The sequence below is a fragment of the uncultured Rossellomorea sp. genome, assembly GCF_947488365.1.
Taxonomy (GTDB): domain Bacteria; phylum Bacillota; class Bacilli; order Bacillales; family Bacillaceae_B; genus Rossellomorea.
In genome coordinates this window covers 65,179-82,190 of the sequence record NZ_CANKZT010000002.1, presented here as the reverse complement: position 1 = coordinate 82,190, position 17,012 = coordinate 65,179, and the positions used below count along the sequence as shown (strand labels likewise).

The 17,012-nt window shown below is 42.0% G+C and carries 17 protein-coding genes and 1 riboswitch; of the genes, 5 read left to right on the top strand and 12 right to left on the bottom strand.

What is annotated here, in order from left to right; genetic code table 11:
* Window position 1 precedes the first annotated feature (1 nt).
* The 4 genes from Q1B03_RS07335 to Q1B03_RS07320 all read right to left on the bottom strand — a co-directional run bounded on the left by Q1B03_RS07335 (window position 2) and on the right by Q1B03_RS07320 (window position 3,320).
* A complete protein-coding gene (locus Q1B03_RS07335) occupies window positions 2-763 on the bottom strand; it encodes an ABC transporter permease (RefSeq protein WP_299739879.1) in 762 nt (253 codons plus the stop codon).
* Window positions 760-1,053: a thiamine-binding protein gene (locus Q1B03_RS07330; protein ID WP_299739877.1), complete on the bottom strand. Its 294-nt coding sequence runs from the start codon at window positions 1,051-1,053 to the stop codon at window positions 760-762. The genes Q1B03_RS07335 and Q1B03_RS07330 overlap by 4 nt, the downstream gene beginning before the upstream one ends.
* A gap of 12 nt (window positions 1,054-1,065) precedes the next feature.
* A complete protein-coding gene (locus tag Q1B03_RS07325; RefSeq protein WP_299739875.1) occupies window positions 1,066-2,052 on the bottom strand; it encodes an ABC transporter substrate-binding protein in 987 nt (328 codons plus the stop codon).
* A 175-nt stretch (window positions 2,053-2,227) separates the two neighbouring features.
* Window positions 2,228-2,337, bottom strand: a riboswitch (TPP riboswitch).
* A 77-nt stretch (window positions 2,338-2,414) separates the two neighbouring features.
* Window positions 2,415-3,320: a phosphotransferase enzyme family protein gene (locus Q1B03_RS07320; protein ID WP_299739873.1), complete on the bottom strand. Its 906-nt coding sequence runs from the start codon at window positions 3,318-3,320 to the stop codon at window positions 2,415-2,417.
* 86 nt (window positions 3,321-3,406) lie between these two features.
* Here Q1B03_RS07320 and Q1B03_RS07315 point away from each other — a divergent pair, with 86 nt between their 5' ends.
* Window positions 3,407-4,309, top strand: coding sequence for an aldo/keto reductase family oxidoreductase (locus tag Q1B03_RS07315; RefSeq protein ID WP_299739871.1), 903 nt, complete (start codon window positions 3,407-3,409; stop codon window positions 4,307-4,309).
* Between the two features lie 53 nt (window positions 4,310-4,362).
* Here the strand turns inward: Q1B03_RS07315 and Q1B03_RS07310 are convergent, their stop codons facing one another.
* The 5 genes from Q1B03_RS07310 to Q1B03_RS07290 all read right to left on the bottom strand — a co-directional run bounded on the left by Q1B03_RS07310 (window position 4,363) and on the right by Q1B03_RS07290 (window position 8,669).
* A complete protein-coding gene (locus Q1B03_RS07310) occupies window positions 4,363-4,548 on the bottom strand; it encodes a Fur-regulated basic protein FbpA (RefSeq protein ID WP_299739869.1) in 186 nt (61 codons plus the stop codon).
* 91 nt (window positions 4,549-4,639) lie between these two features.
* Entirely contained in the window at window positions 4,640-5,533 is an 894-nt protein-coding gene (locus tag Q1B03_RS07305) for a cation diffusion facilitator family transporter (protein ID WP_299739867.1), read from the bottom strand.
* Between the two features lie 10 nt (window positions 5,534-5,543).
* The gene (locus Q1B03_RS07300) at window positions 5,544-7,655 is read right to left on the bottom strand and encodes a heavy metal translocating P-type ATPase (protein WP_299739865.1); all 2,112 of its coding nucleotides are present in this window, start codon (window positions 7,653-7,655) and stop codon (window positions 5,544-5,546) included.
* A complete protein-coding gene (locus tag Q1B03_RS07295) occupies window positions 7,645-8,016 on the bottom strand; it encodes a metalloregulator ArsR/SmtB family transcription factor (RefSeq protein WP_299739863.1) in 372 nt (123 codons plus the stop codon). The genes Q1B03_RS07300 and Q1B03_RS07295 overlap by 11 nt, the downstream gene beginning before the upstream one ends.
* 323 nt (window positions 8,017-8,339) lie before the next feature.
* Window positions 8,340-8,669: a hypothetical protein gene (locus tag Q1B03_RS07290; protein WP_299739861.1), complete on the bottom strand. Its 330-nt coding sequence runs from the start codon at window positions 8,667-8,669 to the stop codon at window positions 8,340-8,342.
* Window positions 8,670-8,977: 308 nt separating this feature from the next.
* Here Q1B03_RS07290 and Q1B03_RS07285 point away from each other — a divergent pair, with 308 nt between their 5' ends.
* The 3 genes from Q1B03_RS07285 (at window position 8,978) to Q1B03_RS07275 (ending at window position 12,522) form a co-directional block, all read left to right on the top strand.
* Window positions 8,978-10,273: a hemolysin family protein gene (locus Q1B03_RS07285; protein ID WP_299741270.1), complete on the top strand. Its 1,296-nt coding sequence runs from the start codon at window positions 8,978-8,980 to the stop codon at window positions 10,271-10,273.
* Window positions 10,274-10,440: 167 nt separating this feature from the next.
* Entirely contained in the window at window positions 10,441-11,727 is a 1,287-nt protein-coding gene (locus Q1B03_RS07280; RefSeq protein ID WP_299739859.1) for a GntP family permease, read from the top strand.
* Window positions 11,728-11,745: 18 nt separating this feature from the next.
* Window positions 11,746-12,522 (top strand): 3-hydroxybutyrate dehydrogenase, encoded by a 777-nt coding sequence (locus Q1B03_RS07275; RefSeq protein WP_299739857.1) that lies wholly within the window; start codon window positions 11,746-11,748, stop codon window positions 12,520-12,522.
* A gap of 44 nt (window positions 12,523-12,566) precedes the next feature.
* Here Q1B03_RS07275 and Q1B03_RS07270 read toward each other — a convergent pair whose 3' ends face one another.
* A complete protein-coding gene (locus Q1B03_RS07270; protein ID WP_299739855.1) occupies window positions 12,567-14,171 on the bottom strand; it encodes a DASS family sodium-coupled anion symporter in 1,605 nt (534 codons plus the stop codon).
* 265 nt (window positions 14,172-14,436) lie between these two features.
* Here Q1B03_RS07270 and Q1B03_RS07265 point away from each other — a divergent pair, with 265 nt between their 5' ends.
* The gene (locus tag Q1B03_RS07265; RefSeq protein WP_299739853.1) at window positions 14,437-15,066 is read left to right on the top strand and encodes a YitT family protein; all 630 of its coding nucleotides are present in this window, start codon (window positions 14,437-14,439) and stop codon (window positions 15,064-15,066) included.
* Between the two features lie 37 nt (window positions 15,067-15,103).
* On the opposite strand, the gene Q1B03_RS07260 is transcribed toward Q1B03_RS07265, so the two are convergent.
* A complete protein-coding gene (locus Q1B03_RS07260; RefSeq protein WP_299739850.1) occupies window positions 15,104-15,448 on the bottom strand; it encodes a hypothetical protein in 345 nt (114 codons plus the stop codon).
* Window positions 15,449-15,583: 135 nt separating this feature from the next.
* Window positions 15,584-16,996 carry a SpoVR family protein gene (locus tag Q1B03_RS07255; RefSeq protein ID WP_299739848.1) on the bottom strand — a complete coding sequence of 471 codons (1,413 nt, stop codon included), beginning with the start codon at window positions 16,994-16,996 and terminating at the stop codon, window positions 15,584-15,586.
* Window positions 16,997-17,012: the final 16 nt, after the last annotated feature.

The window sequence follows — 17,012 nt, the reverse complement described above, 5'->3', positions numbered from 1 at the left end:
GCTATTTGTCCTCCTTCCGATTCCACTTAATCATGATTTTTTCTAATAACAAGATGATGCCAAAGAAAGCCAGGCTGAGCAGCATAATCATAAAGATGGCAACAAATACCCTGTCTGTCCTGAAGGAAGAAGAGGCAAGTGTCATGTAGACCCCGATTCCTTTCTGAGCACCTAACCATTCCGAGATGACTGCCCCCATCACACTATAGGTAGCTGAAATTTTCAGTCCTGAGAAGATGGACGGTAGTGCATGCGGCCATTCAACTTTTCGAAAGATTTGCCCCTTTGATGCTCCTGACATTTTCATGTAAAGAATATACTCGGGGTTCGTCTGTCTGAACCCATCCAGCGCCGAGACCGCGACCGGAAAAAAGCAGATCAACGTTATCACAATGATTTTCGGCAATAGTCCAAATCCAAACCAGATAACAAGTAAAGGAGCCAGGACGATGATCGGAATATTTTGAGACAAAATCATAAGTGGATATATCGCTTCTCTTACTTTAGGGAGGAGATGCAGACCCACTGCAGTCCCGATGCCAATCGTACATCCAATCACAAACCCTCCGATCGTAAGGAGTGTTGTCGAAGCAAGATGTGTTGTAAACGTGGACCATGAGGCGACTCCTTCCGCCCATATTTCTGAAGGTGAAGGCATTAGCCATGCCGGCACCTCAAATACTCTAATGGTGGATTCCCAAATGATGAATAAAAGGATGATGACCAAGAAGGGTCTCCATCCTTTCGATATCCATGCTTTCATCCTTTATACTTCTCCGTTAATTGATCCATTTCAATCCCGGCCGGCTGATATAATACCTTGATTTGAGAAATGACGTTTGAGCTGCCCATTTCAATCATTCGTTCATTCATTTGTTCAATCACCTTAAATAAGTCAGATAGATTTCCTTCCATTGTCGTTTCTAATGGATGGACTTCATAACGGACACCAGATTTATCAATGATCGCGATGGCTTCATCCACGTATGGTATAACGTCTTCACCATTTTTCGTCTTCGAAATAATTTGTATGCTTACGAGTGCGTTCCCCATTTTGTTCACCTCTTAATTTGGTAAAAATTCGTTTGTAAAAGCTTTTTTACTGTCCAGTTCCTTATCTAATAAATTGTTCTCATACATCCATGAAGCATAGTTTTCCCATACCTCAAGCTTCTGCTCTCCCCATCTGTCAGCATCATCCTTGTATTTAGGAGCCAGCCATTCCTGGCTCTTCATGACTAATTCTTCATCAAGATCCGGAGCTGCCTCTAAAAGAATTTCACCTGCATCCTTCGGTTTGTCGATTGCAAACTGATACCCTTTTGAAGCAGCTGCCAAGAAGGCTTTAACCGTATCGGGATCTGATTCAATCATTTTTTCATTTGTTGTCAGGACAGGAGTGTAATAATCCAGTTTTTCAGAGTAGTCCTTTACGTACATCATGTTCAATTCCTCACCGCGAAGCTCTGCTTCAATACCTGTCCATCCATAGTAGATCCATGCAAAGTCAACATCCCGTTTCACGGCAGTAAAGAAATCTGTATCTCCCATGTTTACAAAATCCACTTTCTCTACATCTGCGTTTTCTTGTTTCATAATCGATGTCATGACAGCTTTTTCAACAGGGGAACCCCAACCGCCATAACTTTTACCTTCAAAATCCTTTGGTGTCGTAATATCCTTGCTCTTAGGTGATGCAAACCCCGAGGTATTATGCTGTATAACCGCAGCGATTGATACGAGGGGAACATCCTGTACCCTGGCTTGTGTGACACTTTCCTGGTATCCAACCCCGAACTCAGTTTTACCCGAGGCAACGAGTTGATCTGCCCCAGCCTCACCTGGTAAGATGATATCCACATCCAGCCCCTTCTCTTCGAAGTATCCTTTTTCTTTCGCAACGTATAATCCAGTGTGATTGGTATTCGGTGTCCAGTCCAGTACGACCGATACCTTTTTAAGATCATCCTTTTGTTCATCTGCCGTATTTCCTCCACCGCTGCAGGCAGTTAAAAGAAAGACAGCACAGATGATGACCATCCATTTTTTCATCTTGATTCCTCCTCAAATCCTCATATGTAGTTGTAACGTTTATTCGTTATTCTTCACTTAATAAGGTGAATGAATGTAAAACAAAAGGCAGATGGAACCTAAAAAGCTTTGGGACACTATAACAAAAAGCGCCCCAAGCCTTCAGCCCGGGACGCATCGTTAAACATGATCATGTATTGTTTAAGAGAATGTTTCCTACGCTGGTATCAGCCAGTTCAGGTTCAAAGGGTCAGTATCTACAGGATACAATCTCAACCGGCCATACCGGTTCCCCTACACTTTTACTATGAAATTAAACGTTATCTTCTACCCTACTTTGCCACAGAGTAGATGGATATTCAAGCATTTCCTATTAAAGTTAATTAAATTTGAAAGGCTCGTTCGTAATCACCGTTATCTACAAGTCCGTTAATGAACGGTATATAGGTAGATACAAGATGTGAATACCCTTTTTGATTGTAAAAAAACGTATATTGGACAAGGAAGATAATGACTAAGAATGGCAGCAGTCTCTTCTCATCTTGCGTTAAGGCAGCATCGAAGTGATACCCCGCCAAAAAGGTATGGATACATTCGAAATGCTCTTTCTTATCTTGCTGTACCAGGTCTTTGAGGATCCCTGCGATAAAGTAACCCATATCTGCTATACGGGGGGCTTTTCGTATCCTTTCAAAATCGATGACCCCGGTCACCCTTTCCTCATTTATGAGGATATTCCGCGGGTGGCAGTCACCATGTACGAGTTGATGAGGCAATTTGCTATAGGAGAAAGACCACTCATTTAGCCTGCCTATAAACCCTTTCCCCCATATTTCAATCGATGTCGGATCTTGCCCGGCTATCCACTCTCTCAAATGTGTGTCAACTTTCCATTCTTCTACCTCGTATTTACAGACATATTGCTTTAGTCTGCCATGGAGTTGAAAGAGATACGTTCCCGCCTTTTTAAGAGAAGCTAAGGAATAGACTTGTACTGGCTTTCCTTCGAGGGCTGGATACAGGGAGTAGAAATCTTGATGCTGTTGTACATAAGACTGGTGTGAGACCGTTAGCAATGGCCTTTCAACGGTAAGTCCGCTTTCCTGTAAATAGGTCGTTAAGAGATACTCTTCTTCTAGCATCTTCACAGAAGAATTGAATCTTTTTTTCAAATAATATGTCTTCCCAAGATTCTTTACCTTATAAACATTCGGATGACTGTCCACAGTCTCTATGCAGGAAGGATGAACCTTCCAGTTCAATAATAGATCATGAAGAGGTTCAATCATTTTTAATTCCCTTCCAAACATAGTAATATACGTTTAGTATGACTATGAAAGAATGTCTACATACCATATGAAAAGAGGTTGCATCCATGCAAAGAATACAAATGACGGAAGACTTATCATTCTCAAGAATCATTCATGGGTTGTGGAGACTTGCAGACTGGAATCAATCAAAGGAAGAAACCCTTGCTTTGATCCAGGAAAATATTGAAAATGGAATCACAACTTTTGATCACGCAGATATTTATGGCTCGTACATGTGTGAAGCCTTATTTGGTGAAGCCCTTGCCCTTCAGCCTTCCTTACGTGAGAAAATGGAGATTGTGACGAAATGCGGTATTGTCCTCCCTTCTGAAAATCGTCCGGAACATAAAACACATCATTACAACACGAGTAAAAAGCATATTTTGACATCTGTTGAAAACTCCCTGCAGAATCTAAAAACGGACTACATCGATTTATTATTGATTCACAGGCCAGATCCATTTATGAATGGAGAAGAAGTGGCTGAAGCCTTCACTCAATTGAAGGAAGAAGGAAAGGTACGTCACTTTGGAGTATCAAACTTTAAAGATCATCAATGGAATATGCTTCAATCCTATTTGCCGTTTCCATTGATCACGAATCAAATCGAATTATCTGCCTATCACTTAGAAAACTTCGAAGACGGTACATTAAACCTTTGTCAGGAGAAACGTGTCGCGCCGATGGCCTGGTCTCCACTCGCAGGCGGTGCGATTTTCAAGGGAGAGGATGAGAAAGCCATTCGTCTTCAACATACATTGAAGAAGATAAAAGAAGAAACAGGTGCAAAGGGAATTGATGAAGTTCTATATGCCTGGCTTCTTAATCACCCTTCAAACATTATGCCTATTGTCGGTTCCGGTAAAAAAGAACGCATTCAACATGCAATCGACTCTCTTTCTATTTCTTTAAACCACGATCAATGGTTTGAAATCCTGCAAACTTCTATGGGACATGATGTGCCGTAATAGAACTTAGTACAGCAAAAAAGACGATCCTTTTTCTAAAAGGTTCGTCTTTTTTAATTCGCTATATCGCCACCAACGTAATATTCCAGATAGACATCTTGTAGTTCATTCATGGAGAGCTCATAAAGCTGCTTACCAAAATATTTATATACGCCAATCCTTAATAATTGTTGAATATAGAAATCCTTCTTAAATTCAGGTGTCTTTTGCTTCTCTGATTTATTTTCTTGATGTAACATGTTCATCCCTCCAGTTGAGGATATACCCCAAATCGAGACTGAACTAAACATCCTCTTACACATTGGTAATATTAGGATAAAGCGACAGCTGTTACGTACAAACGTGATGATGTCCCTCTGTGACACTTTTTCCCTCCACTTGAATCGTAGAGTGATGTATAGCAAATTCCTCTTCAAGATAGGCTGAGAGCCGTAATAAAATCGTATCTCGATTCACTTCGCTTCCCACCACCACATGACAGCTTAGAGCTGTGAATCCCGACGTGATGCACCATACATGAAGATCATGGACTTCAATGACTCCCGGGATAGCTGCCAGGCCATTCATCACTTGTTCCGTATCGATACCTTTTGGGGATCCCTCCATTAAGATATGAATGGAATCCTTCGTTACTCTCCATCCGGAAATGACGATTAGAATGGCAACCATGACAGAAGCAATAGGATCCGCCAAGTTCCAATTAAAGAAATAGATCAAGAGTCCGGCTGCGATGGCCCCGACCGATCCCAACATATCACCAAGTACATGAAGAAAGGCACTTCGGACATTCAAGTTATGTTCTGTATCCCCTCTCATTAAGATCCATGCCACGATCATGTTTACAACCAGACCTGTGATGGCGATCACCATCATACCTGGTGAAACTACAGGAGTATCTATAAAACGGTGATACGCTTCCCAGAAAATATAGAGTGAAACGAGAATCAACGTGATGCCATTCATAAACGCCGCCAGTATTTCGAATCTCTTGTACCCATACGTCTTCCCTTTATCCGAAACCTTCTCACCTATATAAAAAGCTGCCAAACTAAGACCTAAAGCGGCTGCATCACTAAGCATATGTCCCGCATCGGAAAGAAGAGCAAGACTATTTGTGACGATTCCACCTATGACTTCTACGATCATAAAGGTGAAAATAAATAGGAAACTGATTAATAATGCTTTTTTATTCTGATTGTGTCCATGACTGTGGTCGTGACCCACTTGACATCCCTCACTTCCGGTCTCTTACTCTTAATAATCTAAGACCATTCAATGTAACGAGTAATGTCGCTCCCATATCGGCAAAAATCGCAATCCATAGAGTAAGCCAACCGGGAATGACAAGTAATAATGCAAGGAGCTTGATACCGATGGCAAATGAGATATTTTGCTTGATGATGGTAAGCGTTTTTCGACTTAAGCGAATGATATATGGCAGTTTTGAAAGGTCATCGTTCATTAGCGCGATATCGGCCGTTTCCAGTGCTGTATCGGTTCCTGCCCCACCCATGGCGATTCCTACATTTGAAGCAGCAAGTGCTGGGGCATCATTGATTCCATCCCCAACCATGGAGACTTTTCCATAAGTGTTCATGTATTGCTTAACAAAGTCTAATTTATTCTGGGGAAGCAAACCTGCTTTGATTTCTTTGACTCCTACCCTTTTTCCGATCGATCTTGCCGTATTTTCATGGTCTCCTGTAAGCATCATTGTTTGCTCAATACCCAATTGATGAAGGCTGTCGATGATTTCGCGACTTGTTTCCCGCACTTCATCTGCTACGGCTACAAGAGCCAAAGCAGTATCCTCGACTCCGAACACCATGACCGTTTTCCCTTCCCGTTGAAGCATTTCAATTTCAGCTGAAGGAGTATTTACAAAGAAGCTATCGGATCCCAGGAAGTATTTGTTGTCACCTATTCGGCCACTGATTCCTTTACCCGTATGGGATTGAAACTCAAGCACTTCACAGTCCCCATACTCAATGTTCAGCTCCTTCGCCCTTTTTAGAAAAGCGTGAGCGAGGGGATGCTGGGAGTGAAATTCCAGTGCAGCCATCTTCATCCACAGCTCTTCTTCTTCTACATCTCTTAATCGTATAAAATCCGTTACTTCAGGCTCTCCTTTAGTAAGAGTTCCTGTTTTGTCAAAGGCGATGGCCTTTAAACGCCCTAATTCTTCTAAATACACGCCGCCTTTAATAAGAATGCCATTCTTGGCTGCGTTCCCGATGGCCGTTACGATGGCTACGGGAGTCGAAATAACCAGTGCACAAGGACACCCCACTACCAGGACGGATAGTCCCTGATACACCCAGGTTGACCATTCTGCTCCAAAAAGCAGGGGTGGTATGATCGCAACAAGGAAAGCGATGACCATAATAATGGGCGTATAATACTTTGCAAATACATCCACAAATGCTTGAGAAGGGGCCCTTTCTCCCTGTGCTTCTTCCACCAGATGAATAATCCTGGCGAGAGTCGTGTCTTCAATACGCTTTGTCACCTTAACCTTTAGATACCCTTCTTCGTTTAATGTTCCTGCAAATACAGCATCACCCTGGTGTTTCTCCACTGGTACCGATTCTCCTGTGATCGCTGCCTGATTGACAAATGAAGAGCCTTCGAGGATGTCACCATCCATGGCAAACTTCTGACCAGGTTTGACCACCATGATGTCCCCGATTTCAATATCCTCGGCATCAACGGCAAGCTCCATTCCATTTCGTATGATGATGGCTTGAGGAGGGGCAATGTCCATCAGTGAACGAATGGACTCACGAGCCTTATCCATAGAGTACGATTCCAGAACTTCACTGATGGCAAAAAGGAGAACGACGATCGCTCCTTCACCCCATTCACCAATAAACGCAGCTCCAATAATCGCAATGGTCATTAAGGTTCTCATATCGAATTCTAATTTAAGTAAGTTTTTGAATCCCGTTTGAAATAATCGATACCCGCCTACAGCAATCGCTGCTGCAAATGAAACAGTAGAAAAAATGTCACTGTTCTCGATTTTCATAAGTGGGACAGAGTAAGCAAGAAGGATAAAAAGAACAGAAAAAAGTAAATGCTTATATTTCGTGTAAAACGGGTCTTTTTTTTCCTCTCTCTTTCTGATTCCGTCTTCTTTAATGCGAAGCCCTTCAAAGGCTCCTGCTTTTTCTACCGCTTCCTGAGTGGTTTCTCCGTATACGGTAATCTTCGCCGCTCCAAAGTTCACCTTCGCATCTACTACTCCGTCGAGATGCTGAACGTTCTTTTCGAACTTCGCCGCGCACCCGGCACACGTAAACCCCTCGACCCGGTAAGTTTGTTTATGGGCCGCTTTACTGGTCACGTTCCTCCACCTCCATTTGATGCGTTACAGCAATTTCGATTAACTGTTTTACATGATGATCATCCAAGGAATAATATACGAGCTTGCCTTTTTTTCTGAATTTGGCTAACCCCTGCTTTTTTAATAAGCGTAAATGATGGGATGCTGTTGCTGTTGAAGAACCCGCAATATTGGCCACATCGCATACACACAGTTCGTCCTCGATGGTAAGTGCATACGCAATTTTCATTCTTGTTTGATCAGAAAGGGCTTTAAAGATCTCGGCTACCTTAGAGGTATTTTGTGTTAACATCATTGATTTTAAGCGATTGACCTTTTCATCTTCCACACACGCTACTTCACATACATCCGTCTCTTTCATCTCTTCACCCCTCTAACATTCAAATACTCTTTTGAATATAGTATAGAAGAAATGCCAATAATGTTCAAACATTCTTTTGAATGTATGGGATTTTTCGAAAATTCTAAGTAATGATATTCTGCGTACCAGGAAATTGGTTAGATTAATACCCATTTTCAGGAAAACTTTTTGCGTGCAGAGGAGGCTCATCGCCGTACAGTGCAAAGCGGGTATCCTGGACCGGAAATCAACTACTCCTTTCTTCCTTAAGATCGCCACAAACTTTTGGGAAAGAGCCAAATAAAAAAAGCCCTGGAATGATTCCTGGGCTTATAAGTAACATATTAATTTTGTTGTAGCTTTTTCCGATCACGTTTCATAAAGAGATCCAATGTTACCCAGAAAACGACAGATGTAATCGCAAAGATTGCGATTCCGAAGTAAATGTCTTCTGTTTTCCAGTCCAATCGTGGAATAAGCAGGCCAAGTACGCCTGATAATATATAGTAGCCACCAATTAATTGCAGGTATAATCGTCCAGTTTGGGACTGATTATTTTCCAGATAGCCTTTCCCTGCTTTGCCAAAGAAAATAGCTATTCCTCTTAAAATGACATAAACCGAAAAGGCAATGATAAGGGCTACAACAAGCTCTTGATTAAACACGTCTGCCATAATCGTTCTCCTTCCCATTATCCACTATTTGACACCTAAATGGTTGTATTGTCCATTCCTATTCTCTATGATGAATCCATACATCATTTGGTAAATAGTTATTACTTAGAATAACCGAATTATGTACACATTGCAACGAACATTTGGGCATGGATAAGAATGTGATACTTTTAAAAGGATATACTCAATGGAAACGGATTTCAAGTGTTATCTTGCTTCAATTTTCACGGAACCATGACTTTTTATACAGGAGGTGTTTGAAGCGAAGAGTGGTGCATGTCTCACGTTCACTCCTCAGCTTCCGCTCATTGGACATTCTACTTAATTTATTTCTTGTTGTTGTTTTAATTGCACTGACTGCTTTCTTCGTGGCTTCTGAGTTTGCCATCGTCAAGGTAAGAAGCTCCCGGATCGATCAGTTGGTATCTGAAGGAAATCAAACGGCCATTGCTGCTAAAAGGGTCATTTCACATTTAGACGAATACCTTTCAGCCTGCCAATTGGGCATTACCATCACAGCCCTCGGACTTGGGTGGTTAGGTGAGCCGACTATTGAAACATTGCTTCATCCCGTGTTTGAGAAACTTGATTTGAATGCTTCCATCACAAGTATCATTTCATTTGGACTCGCATTTTCCGTCATTACCTTTTTGCATGTGGTGATTGGAGAATTGGCACCCAAAACCTTTGCTATACAAAAAGCAGAGAAAGTCACTCTATTATTTGCACGACCATTGATATGGTTTTATCGGCTCGCTTATCCATTCATTTGGACATTAAACGGCTCTGCTCGAGTGTTCACGGGGTTATTCGGTTTAAAACCCGCTTCTGAACATGAAATTGCCCATTCAGAGGAAGAGCTTAGAATCATTCTTTCCGACAGCTACAAAAGTGGGGAAATCAATTCATCTGAATTCAAGTACGTAAACAAAATTTTTGAATTCGACGAACGAATCGCAAAAGAAATCATGGTTCCGAGAACGAATATCGTGACTCTATCCGCAGAGTCCACCATCGATGAAGTATTAGCCATTATCAAAGAAGAACGCTATACAAGATATCCTGTCGTGGACGGTGATAAAGACAATATTCTCGGTATAGTGAATGTGAAAGAATTGCTGACAACACTTGTGAACCACAAGGCGGAACACGAAGACTTAACTTCCTTTATCAAGCCTGTGATCCGAGTCATTGAAACCATCCCCATTCAAGCCTTACTCGTCAAACTTCAGAAGGAACGGTCGCCAATGGCCGTACTCCTGGATGAATACGGTGGCACTGCCGGCCTTGTTACTGTAGAAGATATCATTGAAGAGATCGTCGGGGAGATTCGGGATGAATTTGATATCGATGAAATTCCTGAAGTCCGGAAGGTGAAAGAAGATCATTATATCTTTGACGCTGTAATGCTCATTGAAGATGTGAATGACCTTCTTGGAATCACCATTGAAGAAGATGAGGTCGACACGATCGGAGGCTGGTTCCTGACTCAGAAGTACGAAGTGAAGTTGAATGACAAGATCGAGGAACAAGGATATTGCTTTAGAGTGAAAGAAATCGATGGTCATCATATTCAATATTTAGAGGTTACAAAAATGGCATAGGCAGCCATGATGAAAAGAACGAGTCCGATTAACGGCTCGTTCTTTTTCTCTCAGTGAATGCAGTCATACGGAATGTCTGCATTCAAATCCCACTAAACAGATTTCCCTATAGAATAAATCCTTTCATAAATGGAAAAATAACCTCAAACATTTATGAGAGGTGAGTTATGACTAGCATCATTGTCGGATTAATCCTGCTTATGGTCTTAGCGTATTTAGGCTGGTCAATCATTTGGATCGCTCCACTGGTAGCAGGTTTAGTGGCATTAATGAGTGGACTTGAACTGCTTCCTGCGTATACAGAAACGTATATGACCGGCTTTGTGGATTTTGCTAAAGAATGGTTTCCTGTATTCCTTTTTGGAGCCATTTTCGGAAAGCTGATGGAAGACGTTGGAGCAGCGCAATCCGTCGCATACAAAATCACGAATATCATCGGAAAAGACCGCGCAATTCTTGGCGTGTTAATTGCCGCGGCCGTTCTAACTTATGGTGGTGTCAGTTTATTCGTTGTAGTATTTGCTATTTACCCTCTTGCCATCGCCATGTTCAGAGAAGCAGATATCACACGAAAATTGCTGCCCCCCACGTTCGTATTAGGGGCTTTCACATTTACAATGACAGCCATTCCGGGTACCCCTCAGATCCAAAACTTAATACCGATCGATTATTTCAAGACTTCCCCCACTGCCGCACCGATCATCGGTATAGTCGGCGGATTAATCATGGCGGTTGGAGGATATTTTTATTTAAGATGGCGTCAAAAGCAATTTACAAGTAAAGGAGATACGTTTACCGAGCCTAAAGGTGGAAACGATGTAAAGGAAATTAAAGAATCAGAGCTTCCTAATTTCTACTTATCATTTCTTCCTCTTGTCATTGTCGTCGTTACATTGAATGTCTTTAAGTGGAACATCCTGACCGCTCTTCTTGTAGGAATACTTTCGATATTATTCATTAACTTCAAACATTATAAAAAATTCATCCCTGCTGTCAATGGCGGAGCAAAGGGCTCAGTCATGGCAGTCATTAACACAAGCGCTGCCGTTGGTTTCGGAGCGGTTGTCACAGCGGCACCCGGTTTCAAGACGTTAACGAAGCTTATTCTTGGCATCAAAGGTAACCCCGTCATATCTGAAGCCATAGCTGTTCAAACTCTTGCAGCTATCACTGGATCTGCTTCAGGAGGAATGGGGATTGCCCTGGAGGCTTTGGGAGATAAATATTATGAGCTCTCTCAAACGAGTGGTATCAGTGCAGAAGCTTTCCATAGAATTGCTTCCATTTCATCAGGAGCCTCGATTCTGCCACATAACGGTGCACTGCTGACCTTATTTGCCGTAACAGGACTAACCCATAAAGATTCGTATTTGGATGTAGCTGTTGTCGGGCTGCTTATTCCTACGATTGCAGAAATCGTTTCAATCATCCTTGCCAATATGGGAATTTATTAATTAGAGGAGGAAAAGAAGATGGTCAATGATAAAGTTGTATTTATTACTGGTGCTGCAAGGGGAATTGGTTTTGAAATCGGGGAACACTTTGCTCAAAATGGTGCGAAAGTCGTTCTCTCTGATATCAATCAAGAAGGATTGGATGAAGCGGTTGAAGAACTGAAAGACAGAGGCTTCGATTGCCTGGGCATTAAATGCGACGTTACCAGTGAAAAAGAAGTGAAAGCGGGAATTGATAAGACAGTTGACCACTATGGCCGGATAGACGTTTTGATTAATAACGCAGGTATTCAACACGTAGCTCCAATTGAAGAATTCCCTATTGAAAAATTTGAGCTCCTGATAAAAATTATGCTGACCGCTCCCTTTATCGCAACAAAATTTGCTTTCCCTTATATGAAGAAGCAAAAATTTGGTCGTATCATTAATATGGCATCCATTAATGGACTGATCGGGTTTGCCGGTAAAGCGGCATACAACAGTGCCAAGCACGGTGTCATTGGTCTGACAAAGGTATCTGCTTTAGAAGGTGCCGAGCATGGGATTACTGTCAATGCCCTATGCCCCGGATACGTGGATACCCCCCTTGTCCGTAACCAACTAAAGGATATTTCAACCACTCGCGGAGTGGAACTTGAAAAAGTATTAAAGGATGTCATCTACCCTCTTGTTCCACAAAAGAGATTGTTATCAGTAGAAGAAATTGCAGACTACACCATTTTCCTATCCAGTGACAAAGCAAAAGGTGTAACTGGTCAGGCCGTTGTTTTAGATGGTGGATATACTGCTCAATAATAAGCACCCGAAAAATCGGATCAGGAAACTGATCCGATTTTTCTTCAGTTCATATTTTCAGGTAAGACACCTAAATCGATTCCCCACACGAGTGGCATGAAAAAATAAATCAAAAGTGCAATACATACGATACTAATCAGATTTAACCATATACCCGCCTTGACCATGTCTCCCATTTTGATATAACCTGATCCGAATACGACAGCATTCGGAGGTGTAGCCACCGGCAGCATGAAAGCACATGACGCAGCTAAGCCCGCCGCCACCATCAGACTATAAGGGTGAACATTCAAGGCAGCTGCAAGAGCAGCCATTATCGGAAACATCATCGTGGCTGTTGCCGTATTGGACGTAATTTCCGTTAAGAAAATAACAAAGGTCGTCACTGCAAGCAAGATGATAATGAAGGATATTCCTTCAAGAATCGTTAGTTGCTGTCCGATCCACTCTGCCAACCCCGTCTCTTTGAAACCTTTGGCAATGGCAAGACCTCCACCGAATAAGAGCAGGATTCCCCATGGAAGCTTCTTCGCATCATCCCAATTGATCAATCGCGATTCTTTTCTTCCTGGAAGAAGGAATAAAACGAGTGCCCCTGTAATCGCTATGATGGTGTCGTCTAATGACGGAATCCATTGGTTCAATAGAAACGATCGGGTGATCCAGCATAGGGCTGTAGCGACAAAGACCGTAAGAACAAGCTTTTCTTCAAATGAAATGCGACCAAGAGACCGGTTTTCTTTCTCTACAATCTCCCTTCCCCCCGGCAATTCTTTAATCTTTAATGGAAAAGCCACCTTGATTAAATACCACCAAGTAACAAATAGAAGAATAGCAGCAAGTGGAACCCCAAAAAGCATCCATTTCGCAAACGAGAAATCAATCCCATACAACTGTTTCACCACTGCAGCAAATATCGTGTTTGGAGGCGTTCCGATCAACGTTCCCAAGCCTCCGATCGAGGCACTATAGGCAATCCCCAGCATGATCACTTTACTGAAGTGACCTGTTCTTTTAGCCCCCTCCTTTTCTAGACTTTGATTCACTTGATAAATCACGGCTGTTCCAATCGGAAGCATCATCATAGCCGTTGCCGTATTCGAGATCCACATAGATAAAAAACCAGTAGCCAGCATGAATCCAAGTACAATTCTTTCAGTGCCTGTACCAATCAACAAAATGATGTTCATGGCAATGCGCTTATGTAAGTTCCACTTTTCCATCGCAATTGCAATGATAAACCCACCCATAAAAAGAAAAATCGTACTATCACCATAGGCAGACGTGACATCCCCGGATTGAAGAGCTCCCGTAAGTGGAAACAAAATGATAGGCAACAAAGCAGTAGCCGGAATTGGTATTGCTTCTGTTATCCACCATACCGCTATCCATGTTGTACCTGCAAGGACAGCAACAGCCTCCTTCGCTAAACCTTCAGGAGAGAAAAATAACATAATAAGAATAAATAGGAGTGGTCCCAAAATAAACCCGATTTTCTGTCTTGGGTTTGCATTAGGCTCCGGAACAAGATTTGTATCCACCGTGTCTGAAGCAGCAGGCGTACTTCCGGAAGTGAAAAATTGCAAAGTATCCATCACATCTCCATGCCATTTCCAAAGTGTCCCCCATGCGTTTTTCACAATTAGCATCTACTCATTCCCCCATTACTCGTCTTACTAAAACTCTATCGACCATCGAAAGCGCTGTCAATTATATCCACTCCAAATAATATAAATAACTGAATATTCATTTCTTTCTTCCTACTCTCCTCACGCTTTCTCCTTCAAAGGATGTACATCTTCTTCAGGACATTCGCCCTCTCCCTACTAAACAAAAAACAAACCATATCTTCATAAACCTTTTCGTTGTAAAATATTGTTATAGAGTGATGACTGTTATTTCAAAGGAGACAATATGAAAATCTATTGGCAAATAAGCTATTTTGTAATAGGATTACTTATTTTCAGCTATGGGATCAGTATGTCCATTAAAGTGCAATATTTAGGGATCCATCCATGGGATGTGTTAAACATTGCCATGTTTGAGAAGTTCGGCTTAACGATTGGAACATGGAATATAATTGTCGGTGCCACCCTGATTGCAGGCACCCTTGTTCTGAAAGGGAAGTATGTTCGTATCGGGACAATCCTTAACGGAGTAATGGTTGGCATGTTGGTCGACTTCTTTCTATTTTACGATCTACTTCCGCCTCAAACGAACATAGTCGCAGATATCCTGATTCTATTATCAGCGATTATTTTAATGGGGATTGGCGGAGGATTGTATTCAGCGGCTCACCTTGGTACAGGTCCGCGTGACGGGTTTATGCTTACCATTTCGGACCTGACCAACTTATCAATCAGCAGAGTCCGGATCATGTGTGAGTGTGCGGTGTTACTAATCGGACTGCTTCTTTCCGGTCCAGTCTTCGTTTTCACCTTTATTTATACGTTTATTCAAAGTCCCATCTTTCAAAAATCCTTTTTATTTTTTACCGATAGACTCAATACCCGATTCACCAGTCGAAATAATGTAAGTTTGTAAAAAGGACAAATGCCTCAGGCATTTGTCCTTTTCTGCGTTATGACATCTCGCATGCCACTAAGCCGTATTGTTGATGGGGATTCAATTGCTTTATAAACTGAAATAATTGCTGCACCTGTTCATTTTCCATATCCCGCTTATAGTATTCTTCCAAGACCGACAGCATTTCATCAGGATACATCAAACAGGTATGACTTCCCCAGTCTGTTTGCCTGCCTTCTAATTTCTTATAATAAATGCCATCCAATAGGGAGAAAAAGAGTTCATACCCTTTCGGAAAAAACGGACTGATCCTTTTCGGGTAATTATGATTCCAGTCTCCCCCTTCATAATGAAATGTCTGGTCCGTTAAATCACCGATAAAGACTTCAACATCTGCCAAGCTATCTCCTCCTCTAGATAAATTTTAACCTTTATTATTATGTATAAGCCCGTCCTGTTATTTAGAACTGATTCGTTATTATTAAACTAGAAAAGAGCCGCTTCAGGATCTTCACCTGAAAACGGCTCCGTATTTTCACAAATATTTTCTTTGAACACTTCTGCCGTCATACGTAAATAACATATCACGGTTCTCCACACGGGTTTCGATATGCACCGGTCTTCCCCACAGCTGATGCAGATACGGTAAAACCTTTTCTAAATACTTAATATCGAGCTCCACGTCTTCAAACCAGTGCTTAAGATAAAGCTCCCCGCTCTTCATATAATCCCCATCATTCACCGTAATGTAAGGGAACCCGCCATTAACCCTCATGCCTACCAGCTGGTCCCGTACATGAGTCCATTCTTTATCGACGATTTTATAGTCCTTCCCTTGCTTCTGGAACAAATACATATCTTCTCTCGCAACAAGATCCTTTGTTAAATAGTTCCGTAAGAAAGAAATGTCAGATTCAATCTCACGAACCTCAAACATTTTTTCACGGCCGGAATTCGGTTTCGCCCCACGCTTTTTCATTTCATCCGTAGGGTTGTCGAAACGATCTTCAATATCCTCAAAAATCTTCAATCCTAAATAATACGGATTAATCTGCGTACGGGAAGGCTGTACAACACCTGCATTCAGCTTTGCAAACTCAATGGACTCACCACTCGTCAGATCCATTTCACGGATGATTCGCTGGTGCCAATACGAAGCCCATCCTTCATTCATGATTTTCGTTTCAAGCTGTGGCCAGAAATACAGCATCTCTTCCCTCATCATCGTCAATATATCCCGCTGCCAATCAGACAACTCCCTGCTGTACTGCTCGATAAAGAGAAGAATATCTTTTTCCGGCTGAGGAGGGAACTTCTTCTTCACCTTTTTCTTCTCTCTGCTCTTCGGCTTTTCATCCAATGACCACAGATCATCATAAGGTGTCGCATGAATCACTTCTTCCTCTACCCATTCCACATCATCCATCGTCCACGACAGCTTCGGGCGCATTAATGACGGATCAATATGCTCATCCACGGCAAGCACGGCATCCAGGAAGTTTTCAACCTCCTGCTTCCCATGTTCTATCTCATATCTTCGCACTCGTTCCGCAGTAGCCGCCATGCTCTCTACCATATCCCGCTTCGTGTTCTGGAATCGGACATTATTCTTAAAGAAATCACAATGGGCCAACACATGTGCCACAATCAACTTATTCTGAATAAGCGAATTCGAGTCCAATAAAAAAGCATAACAAGGATCAGAATTAATCACGAGTTCATAAATCTTGCTTAAACCCAAATCATATTGAAGCTTCATCTTATGAAACTGTTTACCAAAACTCCAGTGAGAAAAACGAGTCGGCATCCCATAAGCACCAAATGTATAAATAATCTCAGCAGGACAAATCTCATAACGCATCGGATAAAAATCAAGACCAAACCCGGCTGCAATCTCAGTAATTTCCCCTATAGCATTTTGTAACTGCCTTTGCTCCTCTAAATTCATCGTCATCCCCCTCTTT

Bases quoted from the DNA above. Each gene is read 5' to 3' on its own strand.
- Q1B03_RS07335 (WP_299739879.1), bottom strand. From the start codon at position 763: ATGAAAGCATGGATATCGAAAGGATGGAGACCCTTCTTGGTCATCATC.
- Q1B03_RS07295 (WP_299739863.1), bottom strand. From the start codon at position 8,016: ATGAAAGAGACGGATGTATGTGAAGTAGCGTGTGTGGAAGATGAAAAG.
- Q1B03_RS07320 (WP_299739873.1), bottom strand. From the start codon at position 3,320: ATGATTGAACCTCTTCATGATCTATTATTGAACTGGAAGGTTCATCCT.
- Q1B03_RS07315 (WP_299739871.1), top strand. From the start codon at position 3,407: ATGCAAAGAATACAAATGACGGAAGACTTATCATTCTCAAGAATCATT.
- Q1B03_RS07255 (WP_299739848.1), bottom strand. From the start codon at position 16,996: ATGAATTTAGAGGAGCAAAGGCAGTTACAAAATGCTATAGGGGAAATT.
- Q1B03_RS07270 (WP_299739855.1), bottom strand. From the start codon at position 14,171: ATGCTAATTGTGAAAAACGCATGGGGGACACTTTGGAAATGGCATGGA.
- Q1B03_RS07325 (WP_299739875.1), bottom strand. From the start codon at position 2,052: ATGAAAAAATGGATGGTCATCATCTGTGCTGTCTTTCTTTTAACTGCC.
- Q1B03_RS07290 (WP_299739861.1), bottom strand. From the start codon at position 8,669: ATGGCAGACGTGTTTAATCAAGAGCTTGTTGTAGCCCTTATCATTGCC.
- Q1B03_RS07265 (WP_299739853.1), top strand. From the start codon at position 14,437: ATGAAAATCTATTGGCAAATAAGCTATTTTGTAATAGGATTACTTATT.
- Q1B03_RS07280 (WP_299739859.1), top strand. From the start codon at position 10,441: ATGACTAGCATCATTGTCGGATTAATCCTGCTTATGGTCTTAGCGTAT.
- Q1B03_RS07275 (WP_299739857.1), top strand. From the start codon at position 11,746: ATGGTCAATGATAAAGTTGTATTTATTACTGGTGCTGCAAGGGGAATT.
- Q1B03_RS07310 (WP_299739869.1), bottom strand. From the start codon at position 4,548: ATGTTACATCAAGAAAATAAATCAGAGAAGCAAAAGACACCTGAATTT.
- Q1B03_RS07330 (WP_299739877.1), bottom strand. From the start codon at position 1,053: ATGGGGAACGCACTCGTAAGCATACAAATTATTTCGAAGACGAAAAAT.